Genomic DNA, 19,734 nt, shown 5'->3' on the forward strand with positions numbered 1-19,734 from the left:
GAACGGGGGGAGTGACGCGAACAGGGGTGGTGCGGGGTCAGCGCCGCTTGATGGTGCGCTGCATGCCCTTCATCTTGGCGCCGCCGGGAATCGGACCCTTCGGCAACGGCGGGCCCGAGCGGGTGCCCAGAGCGGCGAGTCGACCCTCGATGGTCTCCATGCGCTTGGCGTCGATGTTGCGGGGGAGCTTGGTCAGGAACTTCTGCAGCCCCGACAGCGGCACCTGACCGTCGCCGTTGCCCACCACCACGTCGTAGATCGGGGTGTCGCCGACCAGGCGGGCGATCTTCTTCTTCTCCTGCGCGAGCAGTTGCTTGACGCGCGACGGCTGTCCCTCGGCGACCAGGATGATGCCCGGGCGTCCGATGACGCGGTGCACCGCGTCGAGCTGGGTGGTCCCGGCCACGGCGGTCTTGACGCGCCAGTTGCCCCGCAGGTTGTCCAGCGCCCACGCGGCCGCTCCGGCCTGTCCGTCGGCCTTGCCGTACACGGACTTCTGCACCCGACGGCCGAAGATCACGAACGCCACCAGCACACCGATCAGCAGACCGAACGGCAGCAGCAACCACTCGATGCCGAAGACGAGTCCGATGAGGAAGAACAGCACCGTCATGCCCACGACGGACCCGATCATCAGCGGCAGGAGGAGCTTGTCCTCCTTGCGCTGCATCTGGAACGCCTGCCACAACTGAGCGCGCCGCTCCTTCGAGGCCTGCTTGCGTGCGGCTTTGGCGGCGGCCTTGGCTTCCTTGCTGGGTTTACCGGAGCCGGACCCGCCGGTCTTCGTCGATGCCATGACGTCCAGGATAGGCCCCGACGTCCGGAGAACCGAACGGCCCGCCACCCGCGGAAGCGGGGGCGGGCCGGTGGACGAATCGGGCGCGGGTGCTACCTCGCCGCGAGACGCTCCATGAGCGAACTGGCCTCCTGCGACGCCGAGCCCTCGTCGCCGAGGTGCGCCATGTTCTCGGCGATGGGACGGCCGTGGTGGGCCATGGCCTGGGCGTAGAGACGGCCGGCGCGGTACGACGAGCGCACCAGCGGTCCGGCCATGACGCCGGCGTAGCCCATGGCCTCGGCGGCGGCGGAGTGCTCGACGAACTCCTCCGGCTTGACCCACCGCTCGACGGGGTGGTGCCGTGGCGAGGGACGCAGGTACTGGGTGATGGTGAGGATGTCGCAGCCGGCGTCGTGCAGGTCCTGCATCGCCTGCGTGACCTCCTCGAACGTCTCGCCCATACCGAGGATGAGGTTGGACTTGGTGACCAGACCGGCATCGCGCGCCGCGGTGATGACGTCGAGGCTGCGCTGGTACCGGAACGCCGGGCGGATGCGCTTGAAGATGCGCGGAACCGTCTCGACGTTGTGGGCGAGCACCTCGGGCCGCGAGGAGAACACCTCGGCGAGCTGGTCGGGATCGGCGTTGAAGTCGGGGATCAGCAGCTCGACACCCGTGTTGGGGTTGAGTCTCTTGATCTCGCGGACGGTCTCCGCGTAGAGCCACGCGCCGCCGTCCTCGAGGTCGTCGCGCGCGACACCGGTGATGGTGGAGTAGCGCAGACCCATCGCCTGCACCGACTCGGCGACGCGGCGGGGCTCGTCGCGGTCCAGATCGGCGGGCTTGCCGGTGTCGATCTGGCAGAAGTCGCAGCGCCGCGTGCACTGCTCGCCACCGATGAGGAACGTGGCCTCGCGGTCCTCCCAGCATTCGTAGATGTTGGGGCAGCCCGCCTCCTCGCACACCGTGTGCAGACCCTCGCGCTTCACGAGGCCCTTGAGTTCGGTGTACTCGGGGCCCATCTTGGCGCGGGTCTTGATCCACGACGGCTTGCGTTCGATCGGGGTCTCCGCGTTTCGGATCTCGAGGCGGAGGAGTTTGCGTCCGTTCGGGGCGTGTGCGGGGTTTTCGGGTGCGACGGTCACCGGGACGATCTTACGCCCGCCCGGACCGCCCGGTTCGCGGTCGGGGTGCCGCTGGGACGCGTCGCACGCTCACCGGAAGACGGTGGTGGTGAACTGCGGTGTCGCGGGCGCACTCTCCGCCGCCGGGGTGCGGTCGAGCTCGCGGTCGGTGACCGCGAGGGTGCCGTCGAGCGCCGCGAGAATCCACCGGGTGACGTCGGGCGTCACGTCGTCGACGGTGACGGATCGCCCGAGTTCGGCCGACAGCGTCGTCACTCCCGCGTCGGCGATCCCGCAGGGGACGATCGCCCCGAAGCCGTCGAGACTGGCGTCGCAGTTGAGGGAGAACCCGTGCAGGGTGACTCCGCGCTGCACGCGCACGCCGATGGCGGCGACCTTGCGTTCGGGTTGCCACACGCCGCGGACGCGACCGGCGGCCAACCAGACGCCGGATCGTCCCTCGACCCGGCCGGTGGTCAGCCCCAGCTCGCCGCAGAACGAGATCAATGCTTCCTCGATCAGGCGCACGTACCGGACCACGTCGACCGGCTCCGCGAGACGGACGATGGGGTAGCCGACCAGCTGGCCCGGCCCGTGCCAGGTGATCTTGCCGCCGCGGTCGACGTCGATGACCGGCGTGCCGTCCGCGGGCCGATCCTCCGGCGCGGTGCGTCGACCGGCCGTGAACACGGCGGGATGCTCGAGGAGCAACAGCTCGTCGTGCCCGAGTCCCTGCGCGCGGCGATCGGCCACCCGGCGCTGCAACTCCCAGGCCTCGACGTAGTCGACGGTGCCGAGACGACGGACGTCGACGGGCGTGGACTCCAGGCGGATCGGGCGGCTCATCGGTCGGATTCTACGCCCGGCCGTACCGCCGACGATCAGCCGACGGTGTCGGCGAGCGCCTCGCCGATGGTGTTGTGCTCGAACGTGAACCCGTGCTTCTCTAGCACCGCGGGAATGGCGCGCGGATTGGCCAGGATGGCCTCGTTCGCGAACTCGCCGATCAGCAGACCGATCGCGAAGCCCGGCACCGCCCACGGCGCCGGACGGTGCGCCGCGCGGCCCATCGCGCTGTTGAACTGCGCATTGGTGACCGGCGCCGGTCCCTGCAGATTCACCGGCCCGCTGATGTCGGTGTTCTCGACGGCGAACACGATGGCCCGCACCTCGTCGGTCAGCGAGATCCACGGGAAGTACTGCCGGCCGCTGCCCAGGCGCCCACCGAGCCCCAGCTTGTACAGCGGGCGGAGCTTGCCCATCATGCCGCCGTGGCGGGAGAGCACGGCCGCGCTGCGCAGCAGAACCACCCGGACGCCGTTCTCGGCGGCGTACGACGTGGCCCCTTCCCAGTCCCGACACACCTCGGCGAGGAAGCCGGAGCCGGCGGGGGCGGTCTCGTCGACCACGCGGTCGCCGGTGTCGCCGTAGTAGTTGATGCCGCTGGCGTTGATCAGCGCCGGCACGCCCGCCGCCACGACGGCGCGCGCGAGCAGTTCCGTCGGTTCGATGCGGCTGTCCCGGATGGCCTGCTTGTACGCACCCGTCCACCGCTTGTCACCGATGCCGACGCCGCACAGGTTGACGACGGCGTCCGCGCCGGACAACGCCGACTCGTCCAGCCGACCCTCCGCCGGGTTCCAGGTGATCTCGTCGGGGCCGGCGGCCGGGCGCCGCACCAGCCGATCGACGTCGTGCCCCGCCCGGCGCAACGACGCGACGAGAGCAGTTCCGATCAAGCCGGACGAACCGGCGACGACGACACGCACGGTGACGGGCCTCCTGTGCTGGTGGAACGCGAATGGAGCCGGAACGCCACGAGGGGCACCCGCCGCGGCGGATGCCCCTCGTGCAGTCGAGCGTCGATGCGAACCGCGCCGACCGCCGGGGGCTGTACCCGACGGTACCGACCCGGCCGCGCCGACGACGGCTCGGCGACTACAGGCCCAGATCGGCCTCGAACGCACCCTCCTCGAGACGGTGCTTGACGGTGGTCAGGAAGCGACCGGCGTCGGCGCCGTCGACCAGGCGGTGGTCGTAGGTCATGGGCAGGTAGGCCATCGAGCGGACACCGATGGACTCCGCGCCGGAGGCGTCGGTGACCACCACGGGACGCTTGACGATCGCACCCGTGCCCAGCATCGCCGCCTGCGGCGGCACCAGGATCGGGGTGTCGAACAGCGCGCCCTGGCTGCCGATGTTGGTGATGGTGAACGTGCCACCGGACAGCTCGTCGGGCTTGAGGCCGTTGGAGCGGGCGCGGTTGGCGATGTCGGCGATGGCGCGCGCCAGACCGGCCAGCGACAGGTCACCGGCGTTGTGGATGACCGGCGAGAGCAGACCCTGCTCGGTGTCCACGGCGATGCCGAGGTGCTCCGAGTCGTAGTAGGTGATCTGCTTCTTGTCCTCGTCGATGCTGGCGTTGACGTTCGGGTGCACCTTCAGCGCCTCGACGACGGCCTTGGCGAAGAACGGCAGGAACGTCAGGTTGACACCCTCGCGGTCCTTGAAGCCGGCCTTCGCACGCGTGCGCAGCGCCGCGATGCGGGTCATGTCGACCTCGAACACCTGCGTCAGCTGAGCCGACGTCTGCAGGGACTCGCGGGTCTTCTTGGCCGTGATCTGGCGGATGCGGTTGATCTTCTGCGTGGTGCCGCGCAGGTGCGCCAACTCCGGACGCACACCCGCGTTCGACGGGGCCGACGACGCCGGGGCCTGAGTCGCCGAGGCGGCCGGGGCCTGCTGCGCCGGAGCGGACTCCTGCGTCGCGGGAGCCTTCTTGGCCTCCGCAGCGGCGAGGACGTCCTGCTTGCGGATGCGGCCGCCGACACCGGTGCCGGTGACCGAGTTCAGGTCGACGTCGTTCTCCGCGGCGAGCTTGCGCACCAGCGGGGTGACGTACGGGCTGGACCCGGTGGAGGTGGACGACGAGTCCGACGCGGGCTTCTCGCCGCCGCCGGAGCTGTTCTCGGACTTCGACTCCGACTTCGGCTCCGGGGTGTAGTGCTCACCGGCGGGCTCGGGGTCGGCCTGCTTCGACTCCTGCTCGGCCGGAGAGGCCTCCGCCTTCGGCTCGGCCTTGGGCTCCGGCTTCGGCTCCTCCTTGGGGGCCTCCTGTTTCGGGGCCTCCTGCTTCGGCTCGGGCGCCTTCTCGGACTTCGCCGGCGCACCGGAGCCGATGACGGCGAGCTGTCCGCCGACCTCGACGGTGTCGTCCTCCTCGGCGGAGATCTCGAGGAGCGTGCCCGCGACGGGGGAGGGGATCTCGGTGTCGACCTTGTCGGTGGAGACCTCGAGCAGCGGCTCGTCGACGGCGACCTCGTCGCCCACGGCCTTGAGCCAGCGGGTGACGGTGCCCTCGGTGACCGACTCGCCGAGCTCCGGCATGGTGACCGGGGTGCCCTCGTCGGATCCGGAATCGGAGCTGCCGGAGTCGTCGGAGGAGGAGCTCGGTGCCGGAGCGTCGGCCTCGTCCTCACCCTCGACGGATGCCTTCTCGGCGGCGTCGGACGGGGCGGCGTTCGCCTCGCTGTCGTCGCTGTCGTCGCTGCTGTCGGCGGCGGAGTCGTCGCTGCCGGAATCGTCGCTGCTGCCGGCGTCGTCGGCCGAGTCACCGATGACGGCGAGCTCACCGCCGATCTCGACGGTGTCGTCCTCCTGCGCGACGATCTTGGTCAACACACCCGCGGCCGGAGAGGGAATCTCCGTGTCGACCTTGTCGGTGGAGACTTCGAGCAAGGGTTCGTCGACTTCGACCGTGTCCCCCTCCTGTTTCAGCCACCGTGTGACAGTTCCCTCGGTGACGCTTTCACCGAGAGCTGGCATCTGGACGGAGAAGGTCATGTCTGTTGACTCCTCGACAGTTGTTGTGCGGGTGTAACGGCTGGTGCCGACTCGTGGTCGCGTGCGGTGCGGCGCGTGCCCCGAGTCGGCTGCCGGAACGGGGACCGTCGGAGGAGTTGCCTCCACGACCCTCGACCCGCAGCGTGAGGTGGTTCACGCGCGTGCGGACCCATCCTGTCACTTCCCACCGCGCGGCGCGCCCGGCGGGGTCGGCGCGGCGCCTGGATGATGGACGGAGAGCGATTGCGTGCATTACGTGCACCGACGACGGCGGTCGAGACCGCGGTCCGGACGGCAGTCGGGTCACCGAGACGAGGACCGAGAAGAGGGAGAGACGACCGTGGGACTGTTCGACAGGTTCAGGCGAGCGGGAGGACGACGAGCCGGGGCGGAACCGAGCGACCGGCAGCACCTGGCCGACTGGGCCGCCGCGCGGGTGGGCGTCGAGGCGTACGTCGAGCCGGAGACCACCGTCACCCCGATCACCGTGGTGCTGGTGGCCCAGGACGGCGAGTGGACCCGCCGCGCGGTCGGCGGTGAGAAGGGTGCCCGCAAGCTCGGCGAGGACCTGAAGATCCCGGTGTACGACGTGCGCAAGGTCGGCTACCCGCAGCGCATGCGCGACCACGACGCCCGGCAGAAGATTCTGCGCCGACGCGAGCAGGGCGCCTGAGCGCCCTGCCCGCGACCGGTCAGTGGCTCGTCAGCCGTTCTCGGCAGTATCCGATCGGCCGTTCGCGGCAGGGCCCGATCAGCCGTTCTCGGCGATGTCCTCCAGAACGGCGATCATGGTGCGCACCGGCACGCCCGTCCCACCCTTGAGGGTGTAGCCGAACGGACCACCGGTGTTGAACGCCGGCCCCGCGACGTCGATGTGCGCCCACTGCACACCCTCGGCCACGAACTCCTTCAGGTACAGCGCGGCGGCCAGCATGCCGCCCCAGCGGTGATTGGTGACGTTCGCCAGGTCGGCGACCCGGGAGTCGAGGTCCGCGCGCAGCTCGCGCGGCATCGGCATGGCCCATCCGCCGTCGCCGACGCGCTGCGAGATCGACGCCACCCGATCGCGGAACGCATCGGTGCCCATCACCCCCGGGGTGCGGGTGCCGAGGGCGACCATCTGCGCGCCCGTCAGGGTGGCGGTGTCGATGAGGTAGTCCGGCTCGTCCTCGCAGGCGCGCACGATCGCGTCGGCGAGGATCAGGCGGCCCTCGGCATCGGTGTTGATGACCTCGACGGTGGTGCCGCCGTACTGGGTGAGCACGTCGCCGGGCCGCTGCGCGGTCGAGGACGGCATGTTCTCCGCCATCGGCACCGTGGCCGTGACGTTCACGGGGAGCTCGAGCTTCGCGGCGAGCACCACCGTGGCGACGACGGCGGCCGCTCCGGCCATGTCCGAGGTCATGTTCTCCATTCCGGCGGCCGGCTTGATGGAGATGCCGCCGGTGTCGAACGTGATGCCCTTGCCGACCAGCGCCACGGACGGCGCCTTCTTCTTGCCGCCGGTCCAGGACAGCCGCACCATCCGCGGCGGGCGCGACGAGCCCTTGCCGACGCCGATGATGCCGCCGTAGCCACCGCGCTCGAGGGCGCGCTCGTCGAGCACCTCGACGGACAGCCCGGCCGCGGAGCCGAGCGTGCGTGCGCGCTCGGCGAACTCGGCCGGGAAGAGGTGACTCGGCGGGGTGTTGACCAGGTCCCGCGCGACCACGACGGCCTCCGCGACGGCGATCGACCGCGTCAGATCCGCCTTGGCCTGCTTGTCGCGCGGCGAATCGACGAGCAGGTCGATCCGCGTGAGCGCAGGAGCGTCGTCGTCCGCCGGCTTCTTGTACTCGGTGAAACGGTAGGCGCCCAGTACCAGGCCCTCGGCGACCGCCCCGAGACCGATCGGAGCGAGTGTGGTGCTGAGGTGGCGCACGCCGGACAGCGCCCGCGCCGCGGTTCCGGCGGCCGCGCGCACGACGTCCTCCGAGCGATCGTCGGCGTCGCCGAGCCCCACGCTCACGACGGACGCGACCGGCAGCGACGACGGCGCCGGGATGCGATGCACCTGATCGCGGCGGCCGGTGGCGCCCACGGCGACGAGTCCGGCGAGCACCTCCCGCGCGGCGTCGCCGAGGAAGTGGTCGCCGATCAGGCGGGGATCGCCCGCGGTGGTCTCGAGTCCGACGAGGATGGCGTCGGCGGCCTTGTCGACGGTGCCGGCGAGGACCAGATCGGGTCCGGATGTACTGCTCACGAGTGGTGACTCCTGTGGGTCGGCGGACGGTCGGGCTTCGATCGTATGGTGGCGGCCCGACACGCACCCGCCGGGCGGGGCAGGCGCTAGGTTCGTCCGCATGAGCGATGCCGAACTGCTGCAGGGCCCGATCCACGACGCGCACGTCGCGCTCGGTGCGAAATTCGCGGAGTTCGGTGGATGGTCGATGCCCGTCTCGTACGCCGGGACGGTCACCGAGCACATCGCCACCCGCACCACCGTCGGACTGTTCGACGTCAGTCATCTCGGCAAGGCCGTCGTCCGGGGTCCCGGCGCGGCCGCGCACGTGAACGCGGTACTGACCAACGATCTCGGTCGTATCGAGCCCGGGCGCGCGCAGTACACCCTGTGCTGCACCGAGTCCGGCGGCGTGATCGACGATCTCATCGCCTACCTCGTCTCGAACGACGAGGTCTTCCTCGTTCCGAACGCGGCCAACACCGCCGCCGTCGTCGACGTGCTCGCCGCCGACGCCCCGTCGGGAGTGACGGTGGAGTCCGAGCACCGCAGCCGCGGCGTCTTCGCCGTGCAGGGACCGCGCTCGGGCGCGGTGCTCGCCGCCGTGGGCCTGCCGTCGTCGCTCGAGTACATGGCGTTCGAGGACGTCCCGTTCGGCAGCGGCAGCGTGCGGGTGTGCCGCACCGGCTACACCGGCGAGCACGGCTACGAGCTGCTGCCGCAGTGGGACACCGCCGCACCCCTGTGGGAGGCGCTCGCGGACGCGGTGCGAGCCGAGGGCGGGCAGCCGGCCGGCCTCGGTGCCCGCGACACGTTGCGCACCGAGATGGGGTACCCGCTGCACGGTCACGAACTGTCCGTCGACATCACCCCGCTGGAGGCACGGTGCGGGTGGGCGATCGGCTGGTCCAAGACGGCGTTCCGCGGCAAGGACGCGCTGGCCGCGCAGAAGGACTCGGGTGCGCCGCGGACCCTCGTCGGTCTTCGCGCCGTCGGACGTGGGGTCCTGCGGGCCGACCTGACGGTGCTGCGCGACGGCCGACCCGTGGGTACGACGACGTCCGGCACGTTCTCGCCGAGTCTGCAGGTCGGGATCGCCCTGGCCCTGGTCGACACGGCCGAAGGAGTGGCCGTCGGTGACGCCGTGGAAGTGGACGTCCGCGGCCGCGCCGTGGCGTGCGAGGTGGTGCGGCCGCCGTTCGTGGAGTCGCGCGTGCGGTGACGGCGGCGCGGTCGTGAGCGCCGACAAACCGCTGGACCTGGTGTCCTAGGATGATTCGCATGACCGCTCACCTGGAGTTCACGCGTCACGCGCACCCGTCACCTGCCTCCGAGCAGGCGCTGGCCGCGGTACTCGAGGCTCCGGGTTTCGGCGTGCACTTCACCGATCACATGGTGAGCATCGACTACGACACCGACCGCGGTTGGCACGACGCCGTCGTGACGCCCTACGCGCCCTTCCCCATGGATCCGGCGGCCATGGTGCTGCACTACGGGCAGGCGATCTTCGAGGGGTTGAAGGTCTACCGGCAGCCGGACGGCAGCCTGGCCTCCTTCCGCCCCGGCGCCAACGCCGACCGGTTGCAGTCCTCCGCCGCGCGACTGGCCATGCCGGCGTTGCCCACGGATCTCTTCCGCCGCTCGATCGAGGAACTGCTCGCCGTCGACCACCGGTGGGTGCCCGTCGCGGGCGGCGAGGACGCGCTGTACCTGCGGCCGTTCGTGTTCGCGACCGAGGCCGGGCTCGGGGTGCGGCCGGCGTCGTCGTACCGCTACCTGCTCATCGCCTCGCCCGCGGGTGCGTACTTCCCGCGGGGCGTGAAGCCGGTCAGCGTGTGGCTCTCCACCGAGTACGTGCGCGCGTCGCCGGGCGGTACGGGCGCGGCGAAGTTCGCCGGCAACTACGCCGCGTCGCTGCTCGCGCAGGCCGAGGCCGCGGACCAGGGCTGCGATCAGGTGGTGTGGCTCGACGCGATCGAGCGGCACTACGTGGAGGAGATGGGCGGGATGAACCTGTTCTTCGTCTTCGGCTCCGGGGCCGACGCCCGCCTGGTCACCCCGTCGCTGTCCGGGTCGCTCCTGCCCGGCATCACCCGTGACTCCCTGCTGTCCCTGGCCACCGACGCCGGGTTCGCGGTGGAGGAGCGGCGCATCTCCACCGACGAGTGGCGCAAGAAGGCCGAGTCCGGCGAGATCACCGAGGTGTTCGCCTGCGGCACCGCCGCGGTCATCACGCCGGTCGGTCGGGTGAAGTCCGCCGAGGGCGAGTTCGTGGTCGGCGGCGGCGAGCCGGGCGAGGTCACCATGGCCCTGCGCGACACCCTCACCGGCATCCAGCGGGGAACGTTCGCCGACACCCACGGCTGGATGAGCACGCTGCGGTCAGCCGACCAGTAGCCCGACGGCGACCACCGCCGTGGTGACCTCGACCGTCGCCCCGAGCACGTCGCCGACCAGCCCTCCGAACCGGCGGACGCAGTGGCGCACCAGCAGTGCCGCCACCACCAGCGTGAGAGCCACCGCGATCGCGCCCTGCCACCAGGTCCGGTCCACGGCGCCGCCGAGCGCGACCGCGGCGACGCACCACACCGAGACCGCCACCCGGCCCTGGGTGCCGGCGACGAGCGCGCCGAACCCGGACGTCGTCGCCGCGGGGATCGACCTCCGGCACGCCGGCACCACCGCGCACCGGGCGACCACCACGGCCGCGATCACCGACGCGGCGGCGCCGCGGGCGACCAACTCGCCGAACGCCACGGCCTGCACGCCGCCGACCGCGGCCAGGGCGGCGGCGCCGAACGGTCCGGCGCCGCCGGACTTCATCACCTCCCGCGCGCGCTCGGGCGGCCCGTAACACCCCAGCCCGTCCGCGGTGTCCGCGAGACCGTCGACGTGCATGCCGCGAGTGAGCAGGGCGAGCGCGGCGACGGCGAGGATGCCGCCGAGCAGCGGGGGGAGCGACGCGGCGTCGGCGAGCAGCAGGATCCCGGCGGCGACGACGCCGAGCACGACGCCGACCAGCGGGACCGCGGCGATCGCGCGTCGGGCGTCGTCACGCGTGACGGACGACGGGCCGCGCAGGGGCAGGACCGTCGTCCAGGTCAGGGCGAGCCGCAGGTTCATGGGGTCCGGTCGGGTGACTCTCCGGTGCTGACGCCGGCGTCGTCGAACGTCGCCATGTCCGCCAACGTCGCGACGGCGCCGGACAGGATCGGCAGGGCCACGACGGCCCCGGACCCCTCGCCGAGCCGCATCGACATCTCGAGCAGCGGGTCGAGCCGGAGGTGGGCCAGGGCGACGGAGTGCGCCGGCTCGGTGGACCGATGTCCGGCGACCCACCACGCGGATGCGCCGACGGACAGATCGTGCGCGACCAGGGCGGCCGCGGTGACCACCAGACCGTCGAGCACCACCGGCGTGCGCCGCACGGCGGCCTGGATCAGGAAGCCGGTCATGGCGGCCAGATCGGCTCCGCCCGACGTCCGCAGCAGCGCCACCGGGTCCTTGACCACCGGGCGGGCACGTCGCAACGCGTCGCGGATCGCCGCCGTCTTGCGCATCCACCCCGCGTCGTCGACGCCGGTCCCGCGGCCCACGGCCGCCACCGGCTCGGTGGTGGTGATCGCCGCGATCAGAACGGTGGCGGGGGTGGTGTTGCCGATGCCCATGTCGCCCGCGATCAGCAGATCCGCACCGGCGTCGATCTCCTCGTCGGCGATGGCCTTGCCGGCCTGCAGCGCGGCCCGGACCTCGTCGTCGGTCAGCGCGTCCTCGCGGTCGATCGAGCCCGACGAGCGTCGTACCTTGCGGTCGCTCACGGCGTCGTCGGTGTCCGCGTCCACCGCCATGTCGACGACGCGCACCGTCGCCCCGGCGACCGCCGCCAGCGTGTTGACCGCCGCGCCGCCCGCGCGGATGTTGGCCACCATCTGCGCCGTCACCTCGGGCGGGTAGGCGGAGACGCCGTGCCGGGCGACGCCGTGATCGCCGGCGAAGACCACCACGCGCGCGCGCTCGAACGGCCGGGGCGGACAGGCGCCCTGACAACTCGCGACCCAGATGCTCAACGCCTCGAGCCGGCCCAGCGACCCGGCGGGCTTGGTCAACTGCGCCTGCCGCTCGCGCGCCTGCCGGGCGACCGCCGCGTCGGGCGGGTCGACCGGGTCGAAGAGGGGAGCGGTGTCGGTCACCGGGGACTCCGTTCGTGGTCGGTGAGGACGAGGGATCGGCCCGCGACGACCAGTTCGACGTGGTCGCACAGAGCCGCGAGACGCGCGTTGAGAAAGCCGATCTCGTCGCGGAAGAGGAGGCCCGCGCGGGACTCCGGGACGACGGACATACCCACCTCGGGCGTGACCATCACCAGCGGCGCGGGGTGGTCCGTCACGGCGGCGAGGAGTTCGTCGACGGCCGGTGCGACGGTGCCGCGCGGGGAGTCCCAGGCGGCCAGGTCGTCGAGGGCCCCGGCGAGCCAGGTCCCCAGATCGTCGACCAGGGTGGTCGGCCCGCTGCGCAACGTCGTCGCCAGCTCGCGGTGGTGGGTGATCTCGACCGTGCTCCAGTGCGCCGGCCGTCGATCGCGGTGACGGTCGATCCGTTCGGACCAGTCCGCGTCCGTCGCCACCCGGCGTCCGGTGGCCACGTACCGCACGGACGGCTCACCCGCGACCAGCGCCTCGGCGCGACCCGACTTGCCCGATCGCGCGCCGCCGAGGATCAGCGTGCGCGGCATCGCGCGGCTCAGACCGCGTCGCCGGGACCGACGCGCGGCTTCGGAGCCCGCATCTTGCGCACCTGCGAGGCGCGGACGAACGTGTACCACCCCAGCTTGAACCCGCCGTCGGGCGTGTCCGGGAAGCGCTCGCGCACGCGGTTGTTGATGCGACGGCCGAGCAGATACCCGTCGATGCCCATGAAGATCATCATCACGAAGAGCACCAGCGTCACCACGGACTGGATCTGCGGGCTCAGGAACAGCGCCACCAGCAGGATCAGCGCCATGGGCATGAACAGCCCCAGGAAGTTGCGGCGGGAGTCGACCAGATCACGCGCGAAGGCACGCACCGGGCCCTTGTCGCGGGGGAGCAGGTACTTGTCCTCGCCGGCCATCATGCGGGCGCGCTGATCGGCGGACCGGGCGCGGCGCTCCGCCGCGGCGGCCTTGCGCTCCTCCTTGGTGCCGCGGGTCGCCTTGCGGCGCGCCCGGGCTTCCTTCGCGGTCAGCGGCGCCGGGGCCACCGGACCGCGGCGGCGTGCTTCGGCGTCACGACGCTTCGGGGTGGGGCGGCCCTTGCCCTGCGCGGCGGCGGTGCCCAGCGCGCCCGTCCTGCCGCTCACCGTGCGCTCGGTGGTCGACTCGCCGAGTGTCGACGACGCCTCGTCACCGGTAACCTGGTCGGCGCGAGCGTCGGAATCGCCGGACTTTCCGAAGGGCAGTTTCACGGGGTCCAGGTTATTCGACGCGCGCGCCGCCGCGAACACCGCAGTGCGCGCACCCCGCCTGCTCCGGTGAGGAGCCGGTGAGGAGCCGGTGAGGAGCCGGTGAGGAGCCGGTGAGGAATAGGGGAGGCGGGAGTACCGTTGAGCCGTTCGCGGGATTCACGAACGAAGAGGGAGACCCCATGACTGTGCAGAACGACGTGACCGCCGGTGCGGCCGCGACCGAGACCGAGACGCACGCCGTCGTCATGACCGAAGCAGCGTCGTCCAAGGCCAAGGCCCTGCTGGACCAGGAAGGCCGCGACGATCTGGCGCTGCGCATCGCCGTGCAGCCGGGTGGCTGCGCCGGCCTGCGCTACCAGCTCTTCTTCGACGACCGCTCGCTGGACGGCGACCTGACCCGCGACTTCGGCGGCGTCACGCTGGCCGTCGATCGGATGAGCGCGCCGTACGTCGAGGGCGCTTCGATCGACTTCGTCGACACCATCGAGAAGCAGGGCTTCACCATCGACAACCCGAACGCCACGGGTTCGTGCGCGTGCGGTGACTCGTTCAACTGACGCTCTGCCTCGACGACACCCCCGGCTGCGGCCGGGGGTGTCGTCGTCCTCAGGGGGGACGCGGTCCCGTCCGGCGGGGTTGGGCGTCGGTACTCCCGGGTAAGGTCGAGCCGACCCGATTCCTGCGGAAAGGCCCTCGGACGTGACCATTGCGGTGTCCGGCTCCATTGCAACCGACCATCTGATGCGATTTCCCGGTCGGTTCGCCGATCAGTTCCTCGCCGATCAGCTCGCCCACGTGTCGCTGAGCTTCCTCGTCGACGACCTGGTCATTCGCCGTGGCGGCGTGGGCGGCAACATCGCCTACGCAATGGGTGTCCTGGGCGGCGCGCCGCTGCTCGTCGGATCGGTGGGACCGGACTTCGACGACTACCGGTCCTGGCTCGAGAGCAACGGCGTCGACTGCGGCGGCGTCACCGTCTCCACGTCCGCGCACACCGCCCGCTTCGTGTGCACCACCGACGAGGACATGGCGCAGATCGCGTCCTTCTACCCCGGCGCGATGACGGAGTCCGGGGACATCTCGGTGCACGACGTCGCCCGTGACCGCACGCTCGACCTCGTCCTGGTCGGTGCGAACGATCCCGCTGCGATGGTGCGCCACACCGACGAGTGCCGTGAGCTGGGTATCCCCTTCGCCGCCGACCCCTCGCAGCAACTCGCCCGGCTGAGCGGCGATCAGGCCGCGACGCTCATCCAGGGCGCGCAGTACCTCTTCACCAACGAGTACGAGTGGGGCCTGCTGCGGCAGAAGACCGGCCTCACCGAGTCCGACATCCGCTCGCGCGTCGGCCTGCGGGTGACCACCCTCGGCAAGAACGGCGTCGAGATCGTCGGCGACGGCGTCGACCTCCGCGTCGGGGTGGTGCCCGAGACCAGCAAGGTCGACCCCACCGGCGTCGGTGACGCCTTCCGCGCCGGCTTCCTCGTCGCGCGGTCGCGCGGCCTGGGCCTCGAGCGGGCCGCGCAACTCGGGTCCTACGTCGCCGTCCTCGTTCTCGAGACCACCGGCACCCAGGAATGGGTGTTCCGGCGTGACGACGCCGTGGCCCGGATCGGCGGCGCCTACGGCGAGGACGCGGCGCGGGAGATCGCGGGAATCCTCCCGGCCTGACGCCCGCCCGCTAGAGCCGAACCGGGTATGTCGGTTCGGCGATGGCGGGCCGGATGCGCTTCTCGACGAAGATGCCGTGCCAGATCATGAACACCAGCACGGTCCACAGCCGTCGGCTGTGATCGCTGCGCCCGTCGCGGTGGTCCTCGAGCATGCGCGTGACGGCGGCCTTGTCCAGCAGGTGGTCGGTCTGGGAGTCGACGATCTGCTGCCGCGCCCAGTCGAACAGCTCCGGTCCCCGCAACCAGTGCCGCAGCGGCACCGGGAACCCGAGCTTCGCCCGGTTCAACACGTGCTCGGGCACGATGCCGTCCAGCGCCCGCCGCAACGCGTACTTGGTGGTGGACTTGGTGATCTTCTGCTCGAGCGGCAGTTGCTCGGCCACCGCGAACACCTCGGAGTCGAGGAACGGCACACGCAGCTCGAGCGAGTTGGCCATCGTGATCTTGTCGGCCTTGACCAGGATGTCGCCGCGCAGCCAGGTGAACAGGTCCAGATGCTGCATGCGCGCCACCGGGTCCCAGCCCTGCGACCGACGGTAGATCGGCGCCGTGACGTCCTGGTGGTTCCACTCGGGGCGGAAGTCCCGCAGCACCGAGCGCAACTGCGCGTCGTTGAAGCTGCGGGCGTTGCCGTAATACCGCTCCTCGAGGGTCATCGACCCGCGGTGCAGCAGGCTCTTGCCTCGTGTGCCCTCCGGGATGCGGTCCGAGAGACGACCGGCGGCGCGGCGCAGACCGCCGGGCAGCTTGTCGAACGCGCCGAGGGACAGCGGCTCGCGGTAGATGGTGTAGCCGCCGAACAGCTCGTCCGCGCCCTCGCCCGACAGCACCACCTTGACGTGCTTGCGCGCTTCCTTGGCGACGAAGTACAGCGGGACCAGCGCCGGGTCCGCCACCGGATCGTCGAGATACCAGACGATCTCGGGGATGCTCGCCGCGAACTCCTCCGGACCGACCACCTTGACGACGTGCCTCGCCCCGATCGCCGCGGCGGACTCCGCCGCGACGTCGACCTCCGAGTACCCCTCGCGCTCGAAGCCGGTGGTGAAGGTGATCAGGTTCGGGTTGTGCCGCATCGCCAGCGCGGCGATGGCCGTGGAGTCGATGCCGCCGGACAGGAACGAGCCCACCGTGACGTCGGCACGCATGTGCTTGGCGACGGAATCCTCGAGCGCCGCGGCGATCTCGCGGTAGCGCGCCTCCTCCGTGCCCGACGGGACCGGTCGCACGGGGAAGGTCGGCTGGAAGTACCGGGTGATCACCGGCTCGCTGCCCGGGGTCAGGCGCGCCGTGCAGCCCGACTCGAGGCGCCGGATGCTCGCGTGCAGGCTCTCCGGCTCCGGCACGTACTGCAGCACCGTGTAGTGCTGCAGGGCGCGCGGATCGAGGTGGTCCTGGACGCCGAGCGTCTCGAACAGTTCCAGGATGCTCTTCTTCTCGCTCGCGAACGCCGTTCCGGACGGGCCGGTCGAGTAGAACAGCGGCTTGATGCCGAACGGGTCCCGTGCGAGGAACAGCTCCCGCTTCTCGGTGTCCCACAGAGCGAAGGCGAACATGCCGCGCAGGCGACGCACGGCGTCGTCACCCCAGAAGTGGAACGCGGCGACGATGGCCTCGCCGTCCCCTTCGGTGGCGAACGTCGCGCCGTGGTCGCGGGCCAGGGTCTCGCGGAGCTCGAGGTAGTTGTAGATCTCGCCGTTGAAGACCAGCGCGTACCGCGTCGGGTTCTCCGCCGGCCCCCACCGCAACGGCTGGTGCGAATGCTCGATGTCGATGATCGAGAGGCGGTTGAAGCCGAGCGCCAGGTCGTCGTCGTGCCACGTCCCCGGCTCGTCGGGACCGCGATGGCGCATGCAGTGCGAGGCGTGGCCCACTGCGTCGACCACATCCTTCGCGGACGCGGTCGACGTCAACAGTCCCAGCAGTCCACACACGGTGTCAGGCCTCGCTTCACGTTGGGTGTGTCCGATCGGTCGACGGACCGGGCACGAGTATGCCGCAGGACCCTCCCGCCGACCGATTCCGACGGCCGTCGTTCCGGCCCGACGAGACGAAAATCGCGCCGGTTCGATGCCACCCTGCGCGAGCGGGGCGCCCGCTTTGGTCTACGCTGCGTAGTACACGGGGAATTCCTGCGTGGGGTGGCCGACACCCTGCGATTACGGGTCTCCCGCAGTCTCCGTCTGGCAAGCAGGAAGGCGTGATCGTGGCGCAGCGTGGTGAGGGCTCCGGCCGTCGTATGACAAGGCGTGTCGGACTGGTGGCGTCGCTCGCGGTGGCGGCCGTGATGCTGTCCGGGTGCGGCATCGACAACGCCGTTCTCCGCTTCGGGTGGCCGTCCGGCATCACCCCGCAGGCGGACCGGATGCGCGAGCTCTGGACCTGGTCGGTCATCGCCGCCCTGATCATGGGCGTGATCGTGTGGGGCCTGACCTTCTGGACCGTGGCCTTCCACCGCAAGAAGAAGGACTCGCCGGACTTCCCGCGCCAGACCGCGTACAACGTGCCGCTGGAGCTCTTCTACACGGCCGTGCCGTTCGTCATCATCGCCGTCCTCTTCTACTTCACCGTCGTGGTGCAGAACTACGTTCACGAGAAGCAGGACAACCCCGACGTCGTCGTCGACGTGACCGCGTTCCAGTGGAACTGGAAGTTCGGCTACCGCACCGTCGACCTCAAGGACGGTCGCCCGCTGTACGACGGCACCGACACCGAGCGCGAGGCCGCGGCCGAGGCTGCCGGCACGCCCGCGGAAGAGGGCGAAGGCGAGGTGCACGGACGCGAGAAGGCCGACCAGTCCTACCTGAACTACAACGAGGTCGAAACCGTCGGCACCAGCAACGAGATCCCCGTTCTCGTTCTCCCCACCGGCAAGCGCATCGAGTTCGAGATCGCGTCCTCCGACGTCATCCACTCCTTCTGGGTTCCCGAGTTCCTCTTCAAGCGGGACGTGCTGCCGAACCCCAAGGAGAACCACTCGGACAACGTCTTCCAGATCAGCGAGATCGACCGTGAAGGCGCGTTCGTCGGCCGCTGCGCCGAGATGTGCGGCTCGTACCACGCGATGATGAACTTCGAGGTCCGCGCGGTCAGCCCGGAGGCGTTCGAGAACTACATGGACGCCCGTCGCGCCGGCCAGACCAACGCGCAGGCCCTCGAGTCGATCGGCGAAGAGCCCCGCGCCACCTCCACCACGCCGTTCAACACCGACCGCACCGTCAAGGCTGCGACCGTGGCAGAAGGAAACTGACACCCATGAAGATCGAAGCCAAGCTCTTCGAGATCCTGACTCTCTTCTTCATCCTCGTCGGCATCCTGTACGGCGTGTTCACGGGCTTCTCGCGCACCGGCGTCGAGTGGGCCGGGCTCACCGCCATCGCGCTGTCGGCGGGCCTGACGCTCATCGTCGGCACGTACTTCCGCTTCGTGGCGCGGCGGCTCGACACCCGCCCCGAGGACTACGACGACGCGGAGATCGCCGACGGCGCCGGTGACCTCGGCTTCTTCAGCGCGGGCAGCTTCTGGCCCATCGTTCTCGCCGCCTCCGGTGCGTTCATGGCCCTGGCCTTTGCCTTCTACGAGCCCTGGATGCTCGCCGTCGGCGCGCTCGCCATCATCAGCGCCGCTGCCGGTCTGGTCTTCGAGTACCACGTGGGACCCGAGAAGCACTGATCTGGTTTTCCCGAACGCCCCCGAACCCCGAGTGGCGGATTCTCGCGGTCCTCGCAACACCTGGTGGTCAAGTGGCTGCCAGTAGATCACGCAAGCGCTCGGCTGGAGTCTTCCAGCCGAGCGTTTTGCGTGGGCGGGTGTTGAGCCGGTGGGCGACCTCGTCGAGCGTTCGCGCTGCGTGGACGGAAAGGTCTGTGCCCTCGGGAAAATATTGTCGGAGCAGTCCGTTGGTGTTCTCGTTCGACCCCCGTTGCCACGGAGAATGAGGGTCGCAGAAATAGACCGGGACCCCGGTGGCCACGCTGAACTGGCGGTGAGCGGCCATCTCGCACCCTTGATCCCACGTCAGCGACGCGCGTAGCTGCGCGGGTAGAGAACCGATCAGAGGGACCAGAACGTCCCGCACTTCCTCGGCGGTGTGACCACCGGGGAGGTGCCCGAGCAGCACGTATCGCGATGTCCGCTCGACCAGGGTCACGATCGCCGATTCCGATCGCGTCCCGACGATCAGATCGCCCTCCCAGTGTCCGGGTACTGCTCGGTCGCTGACCTCTGGTGGACGTTCGGAAATCATCACCATGTGATCGACGAATCGGGGGCTGCGGTGTTCGGGTCCGCGGTGAGGCTTACGGCGGGTGCGACCGGTGCGGAGCGCGGTGGCGACTTCCCGCTTCAACCCGCCGCGGGTTTGAACGTAGATGGCCTGGTAGATCGTTTCGGTGCTCACGCGCATCGCCTCGTCATCGGGGAACTCGATGCTCAGAGCGTGGCAGATCTGTTCGGGGGACCATTGCAGCGCCAATTTGCCTACGACGTAGGTCCGCAGCGGTCCGTCGCCGGCGAGTTCGGCGGACTGTCGGCTCCGGTCGAAAACTGAGCAGGTAGTCCGGTCGAAAAGTGAGCACTCATCTCGACGATGGAGGAGTGATCACTGTGGAGGACTGGGCGTTGATTCGTCGGTTGCACGGCTCGGAGGGGATG

Annotated in this window: 18 protein-coding genes and 1 pseudogene; 7 read left to right on the top strand and 12 right to left on the bottom strand. The window is 70.5% G+C overall.

Annotated elements, in window-relative coordinates; translation table 11 throughout:
* Positions 1-37: 37 nt before the first annotated feature.
* The 5 genes from HQ603_RS18145 to sucB form a co-directional block, all read right to left on the bottom strand.
* On the bottom strand, positions 38-796 hold the full coding sequence (locus HQ603_RS18145; RefSeq protein ID WP_222686152.1) for a DUF4191 domain-containing protein: 759 nt from the start codon (positions 794-796) through the stop codon (positions 38-40).
* Between the two features lie 92 nt (positions 797-888).
* The gene (lipA, locus tag HQ603_RS18150) at positions 889-1,932 is read right to left on the bottom strand and encodes a lipoyl synthase (RefSeq protein WP_222686166.1); all 1,044 of its coding nucleotides are present in this window, start codon (positions 1,930-1,932) and stop codon (positions 889-891) included.
* A gap of 60 nt (positions 1,933-1,992) precedes the next feature.
* The gene (gene lipB, locus HQ603_RS18155; RefSeq protein WP_222686153.1) at positions 1,993-2,748 is read right to left on the bottom strand and encodes a lipoyl(octanoyl) transferase LipB; all 756 of its coding nucleotides are present in this window, start codon (positions 2,746-2,748) and stop codon (positions 1,993-1,995) included.
* A 35-nt stretch (positions 2,749-2,783) separates the two neighbouring features.
* On the bottom strand, positions 2,784-3,671 hold the full coding sequence (locus tag HQ603_RS18160) for a TIGR01777 family oxidoreductase (protein WP_222686154.1): 888 nt from the start codon (positions 3,669-3,671) through the stop codon (positions 2,784-2,786).
* A gap of 169 nt (positions 3,672-3,840) precedes the next feature.
* Complete coding sequence (gene sucB, locus HQ603_RS18165) at positions 3,841-5,745, bottom strand: 2-oxoglutarate dehydrogenase, E2 component, dihydrolipoamide succinyltransferase (RefSeq protein WP_222686155.1); 1,905 nt, start codon at positions 5,743-5,745, stop codon at positions 3,841-3,843.
* A gap of 340 nt (positions 5,746-6,085) precedes the next feature.
* On the opposite strand from sucB, the gene HQ603_RS18170 reads away from it, so the two are divergent.
* Positions 6,086-6,418, top strand: a complete 333-nt coding sequence (locus HQ603_RS18170) for an oxidoreductase (RefSeq protein ID WP_222686156.1) — start codon at positions 6,086-6,088, stop codon at positions 6,416-6,418.
* 78 nt (positions 6,419-6,496) lie between these two features.
* On the opposite strand, the gene HQ603_RS18175 is transcribed toward HQ603_RS18170, so the two are convergent.
* Positions 6,497-7,987, bottom strand: coding sequence for a leucyl aminopeptidase (locus HQ603_RS18175; RefSeq protein ID WP_308126611.1), 1,491 nt, complete (start codon positions 7,985-7,987; stop codon positions 6,497-6,499).
* A 100-nt stretch (positions 7,988-8,087) separates the two neighbouring features.
* Between HQ603_RS18175 and gcvT the strand changes: the two genes are divergently transcribed.
* Together gcvT and HQ603_RS18185 are read left to right on the top strand one after the other, a co-directional pair.
* Positions 8,088-9,188, top strand: a complete 1,101-nt coding sequence (gene gcvT, locus HQ603_RS18180) for a glycine cleavage system aminomethyltransferase GcvT (protein ID WP_222686158.1) — start codon at positions 8,088-8,090, stop codon at positions 9,186-9,188.
* Between the two features lie 59 nt (positions 9,189-9,247).
* A complete protein-coding gene (locus HQ603_RS18185; RefSeq protein ID WP_222686159.1) occupies positions 9,248-10,363 on the top strand; it encodes a branched-chain amino acid aminotransferase in 1,116 nt (371 codons plus the stop codon).
* On the opposite strand, the gene HQ603_RS18190 is transcribed toward HQ603_RS18185, so the two are convergent.
* From HQ603_RS18190 to HQ603_RS18205, 4 genes are read right to left on the bottom strand one after another with little or no spacing between them, the layout of a single operon-like run.
* Positions 10,349-11,089 carry an adenosylcobinamide-GDP ribazoletransferase gene (locus HQ603_RS18190; RefSeq protein ID WP_222686160.1) on the bottom strand — a complete coding sequence of 247 codons (741 nt, stop codon included), beginning with the start codon at positions 11,087-11,089 and terminating at the stop codon, positions 10,349-10,351. The genes HQ603_RS18185 and HQ603_RS18190 overlap by 15 nt on opposite strands.
* Positions 11,086-12,156 (bottom strand): nicotinate-nucleotide--dimethylbenzimidazole phosphoribosyltransferase, encoded by a 1,071-nt coding sequence (gene cobT / locus HQ603_RS18195; RefSeq protein ID WP_222686161.1) that lies wholly within the window; start codon positions 12,154-12,156, stop codon positions 11,086-11,088. The genes HQ603_RS18190 and cobT overlap by 4 nt, the downstream gene beginning before the upstream one ends.
* Positions 12,153-12,698, bottom strand: coding sequence for a bifunctional adenosylcobinamide kinase/adenosylcobinamide-phosphate guanylyltransferase (locus HQ603_RS18200; protein ID WP_222686162.1), 546 nt, complete (start codon positions 12,696-12,698; stop codon positions 12,153-12,155). The genes cobT and HQ603_RS18200 overlap by 4 nt, the downstream gene beginning before the upstream one ends.
* Before the next feature lie 8 nt (positions 12,699-12,706).
* A complete protein-coding gene (locus HQ603_RS18205; protein ID WP_308126612.1) occupies positions 12,707-13,303 on the bottom strand; it encodes a DUF3043 domain-containing protein in 597 nt (198 codons plus the stop codon).
* A 284-nt stretch (positions 13,304-13,587) separates the two neighbouring features.
* Between HQ603_RS18205 and HQ603_RS18210 the strand changes: the two genes are divergently transcribed.
* Together HQ603_RS18210 and HQ603_RS18215 are read left to right on the top strand one after the other, a co-directional pair.
* Positions 13,588-13,965 (top strand): HesB/IscA family protein, encoded by a 378-nt coding sequence (locus HQ603_RS18210; protein WP_068146734.1) that lies wholly within the window; start codon positions 13,588-13,590, stop codon positions 13,963-13,965.
* A gap of 142 nt (positions 13,966-14,107) precedes the next feature.
* Positions 14,108-15,079, top strand: coding sequence for a carbohydrate kinase family protein (locus tag HQ603_RS18215; RefSeq protein WP_222686163.1), 972 nt, complete (start codon positions 14,108-14,110; stop codon positions 15,077-15,079).
* Positions 15,080-15,089: 10 nt separating this feature from the next.
* Here the strand turns inward: HQ603_RS18215 and asnB are convergent, their stop codons facing one another.
* Entirely contained in the window at positions 15,090-17,015 is a 1,926-nt protein-coding gene (gene asnB, locus HQ603_RS18220) for an asparagine synthase (glutamine-hydrolyzing) (RefSeq protein WP_222686164.1), read from the bottom strand.
* A 305-nt stretch (positions 17,016-17,320) separates the two neighbouring features.
* Here asnB and ctaC point away from each other — a divergent pair, with 305 nt between their 5' ends.
* Both ctaC and HQ603_RS18230 read left to right on the top strand, forming a co-directional pair.
* Entirely contained in the window at positions 17,321-18,331 is a 1,011-nt protein-coding gene (ctaC, locus tag HQ603_RS18225) for an aa3-type cytochrome oxidase subunit II (protein WP_222686165.1), read from the top strand.
* 5 nt (positions 18,332-18,336) lie between these two features.
* Complete coding sequence (locus HQ603_RS18230; RefSeq protein WP_068100376.1) at positions 18,337-18,753, top strand: cytochrome c oxidase subunit 4; 417 nt, start codon at positions 18,337-18,339, stop codon at positions 18,751-18,753.
* 67 nt (positions 18,754-18,820) lie between these two features.
* Here HQ603_RS18230 and HQ603_RS18235 read toward each other — a convergent pair.
* Positions 18,821-19,618 (bottom strand): annotated as a pseudogene (locus tag HQ603_RS18235) (IS30 family transposase); the annotation flags it as partial.
* Between the last annotated feature and the right edge of the window lie 116 nt (positions 19,619-19,734).

Source organism: Rhodococcoides corynebacterioides (genome assembly GCF_019834675.1).
GTDB lineage: Bacteria > Actinomycetota > Actinomycetes > Mycobacteriales > Mycobacteriaceae > Rhodococcoides > Rhodococcoides corynebacterioides_A.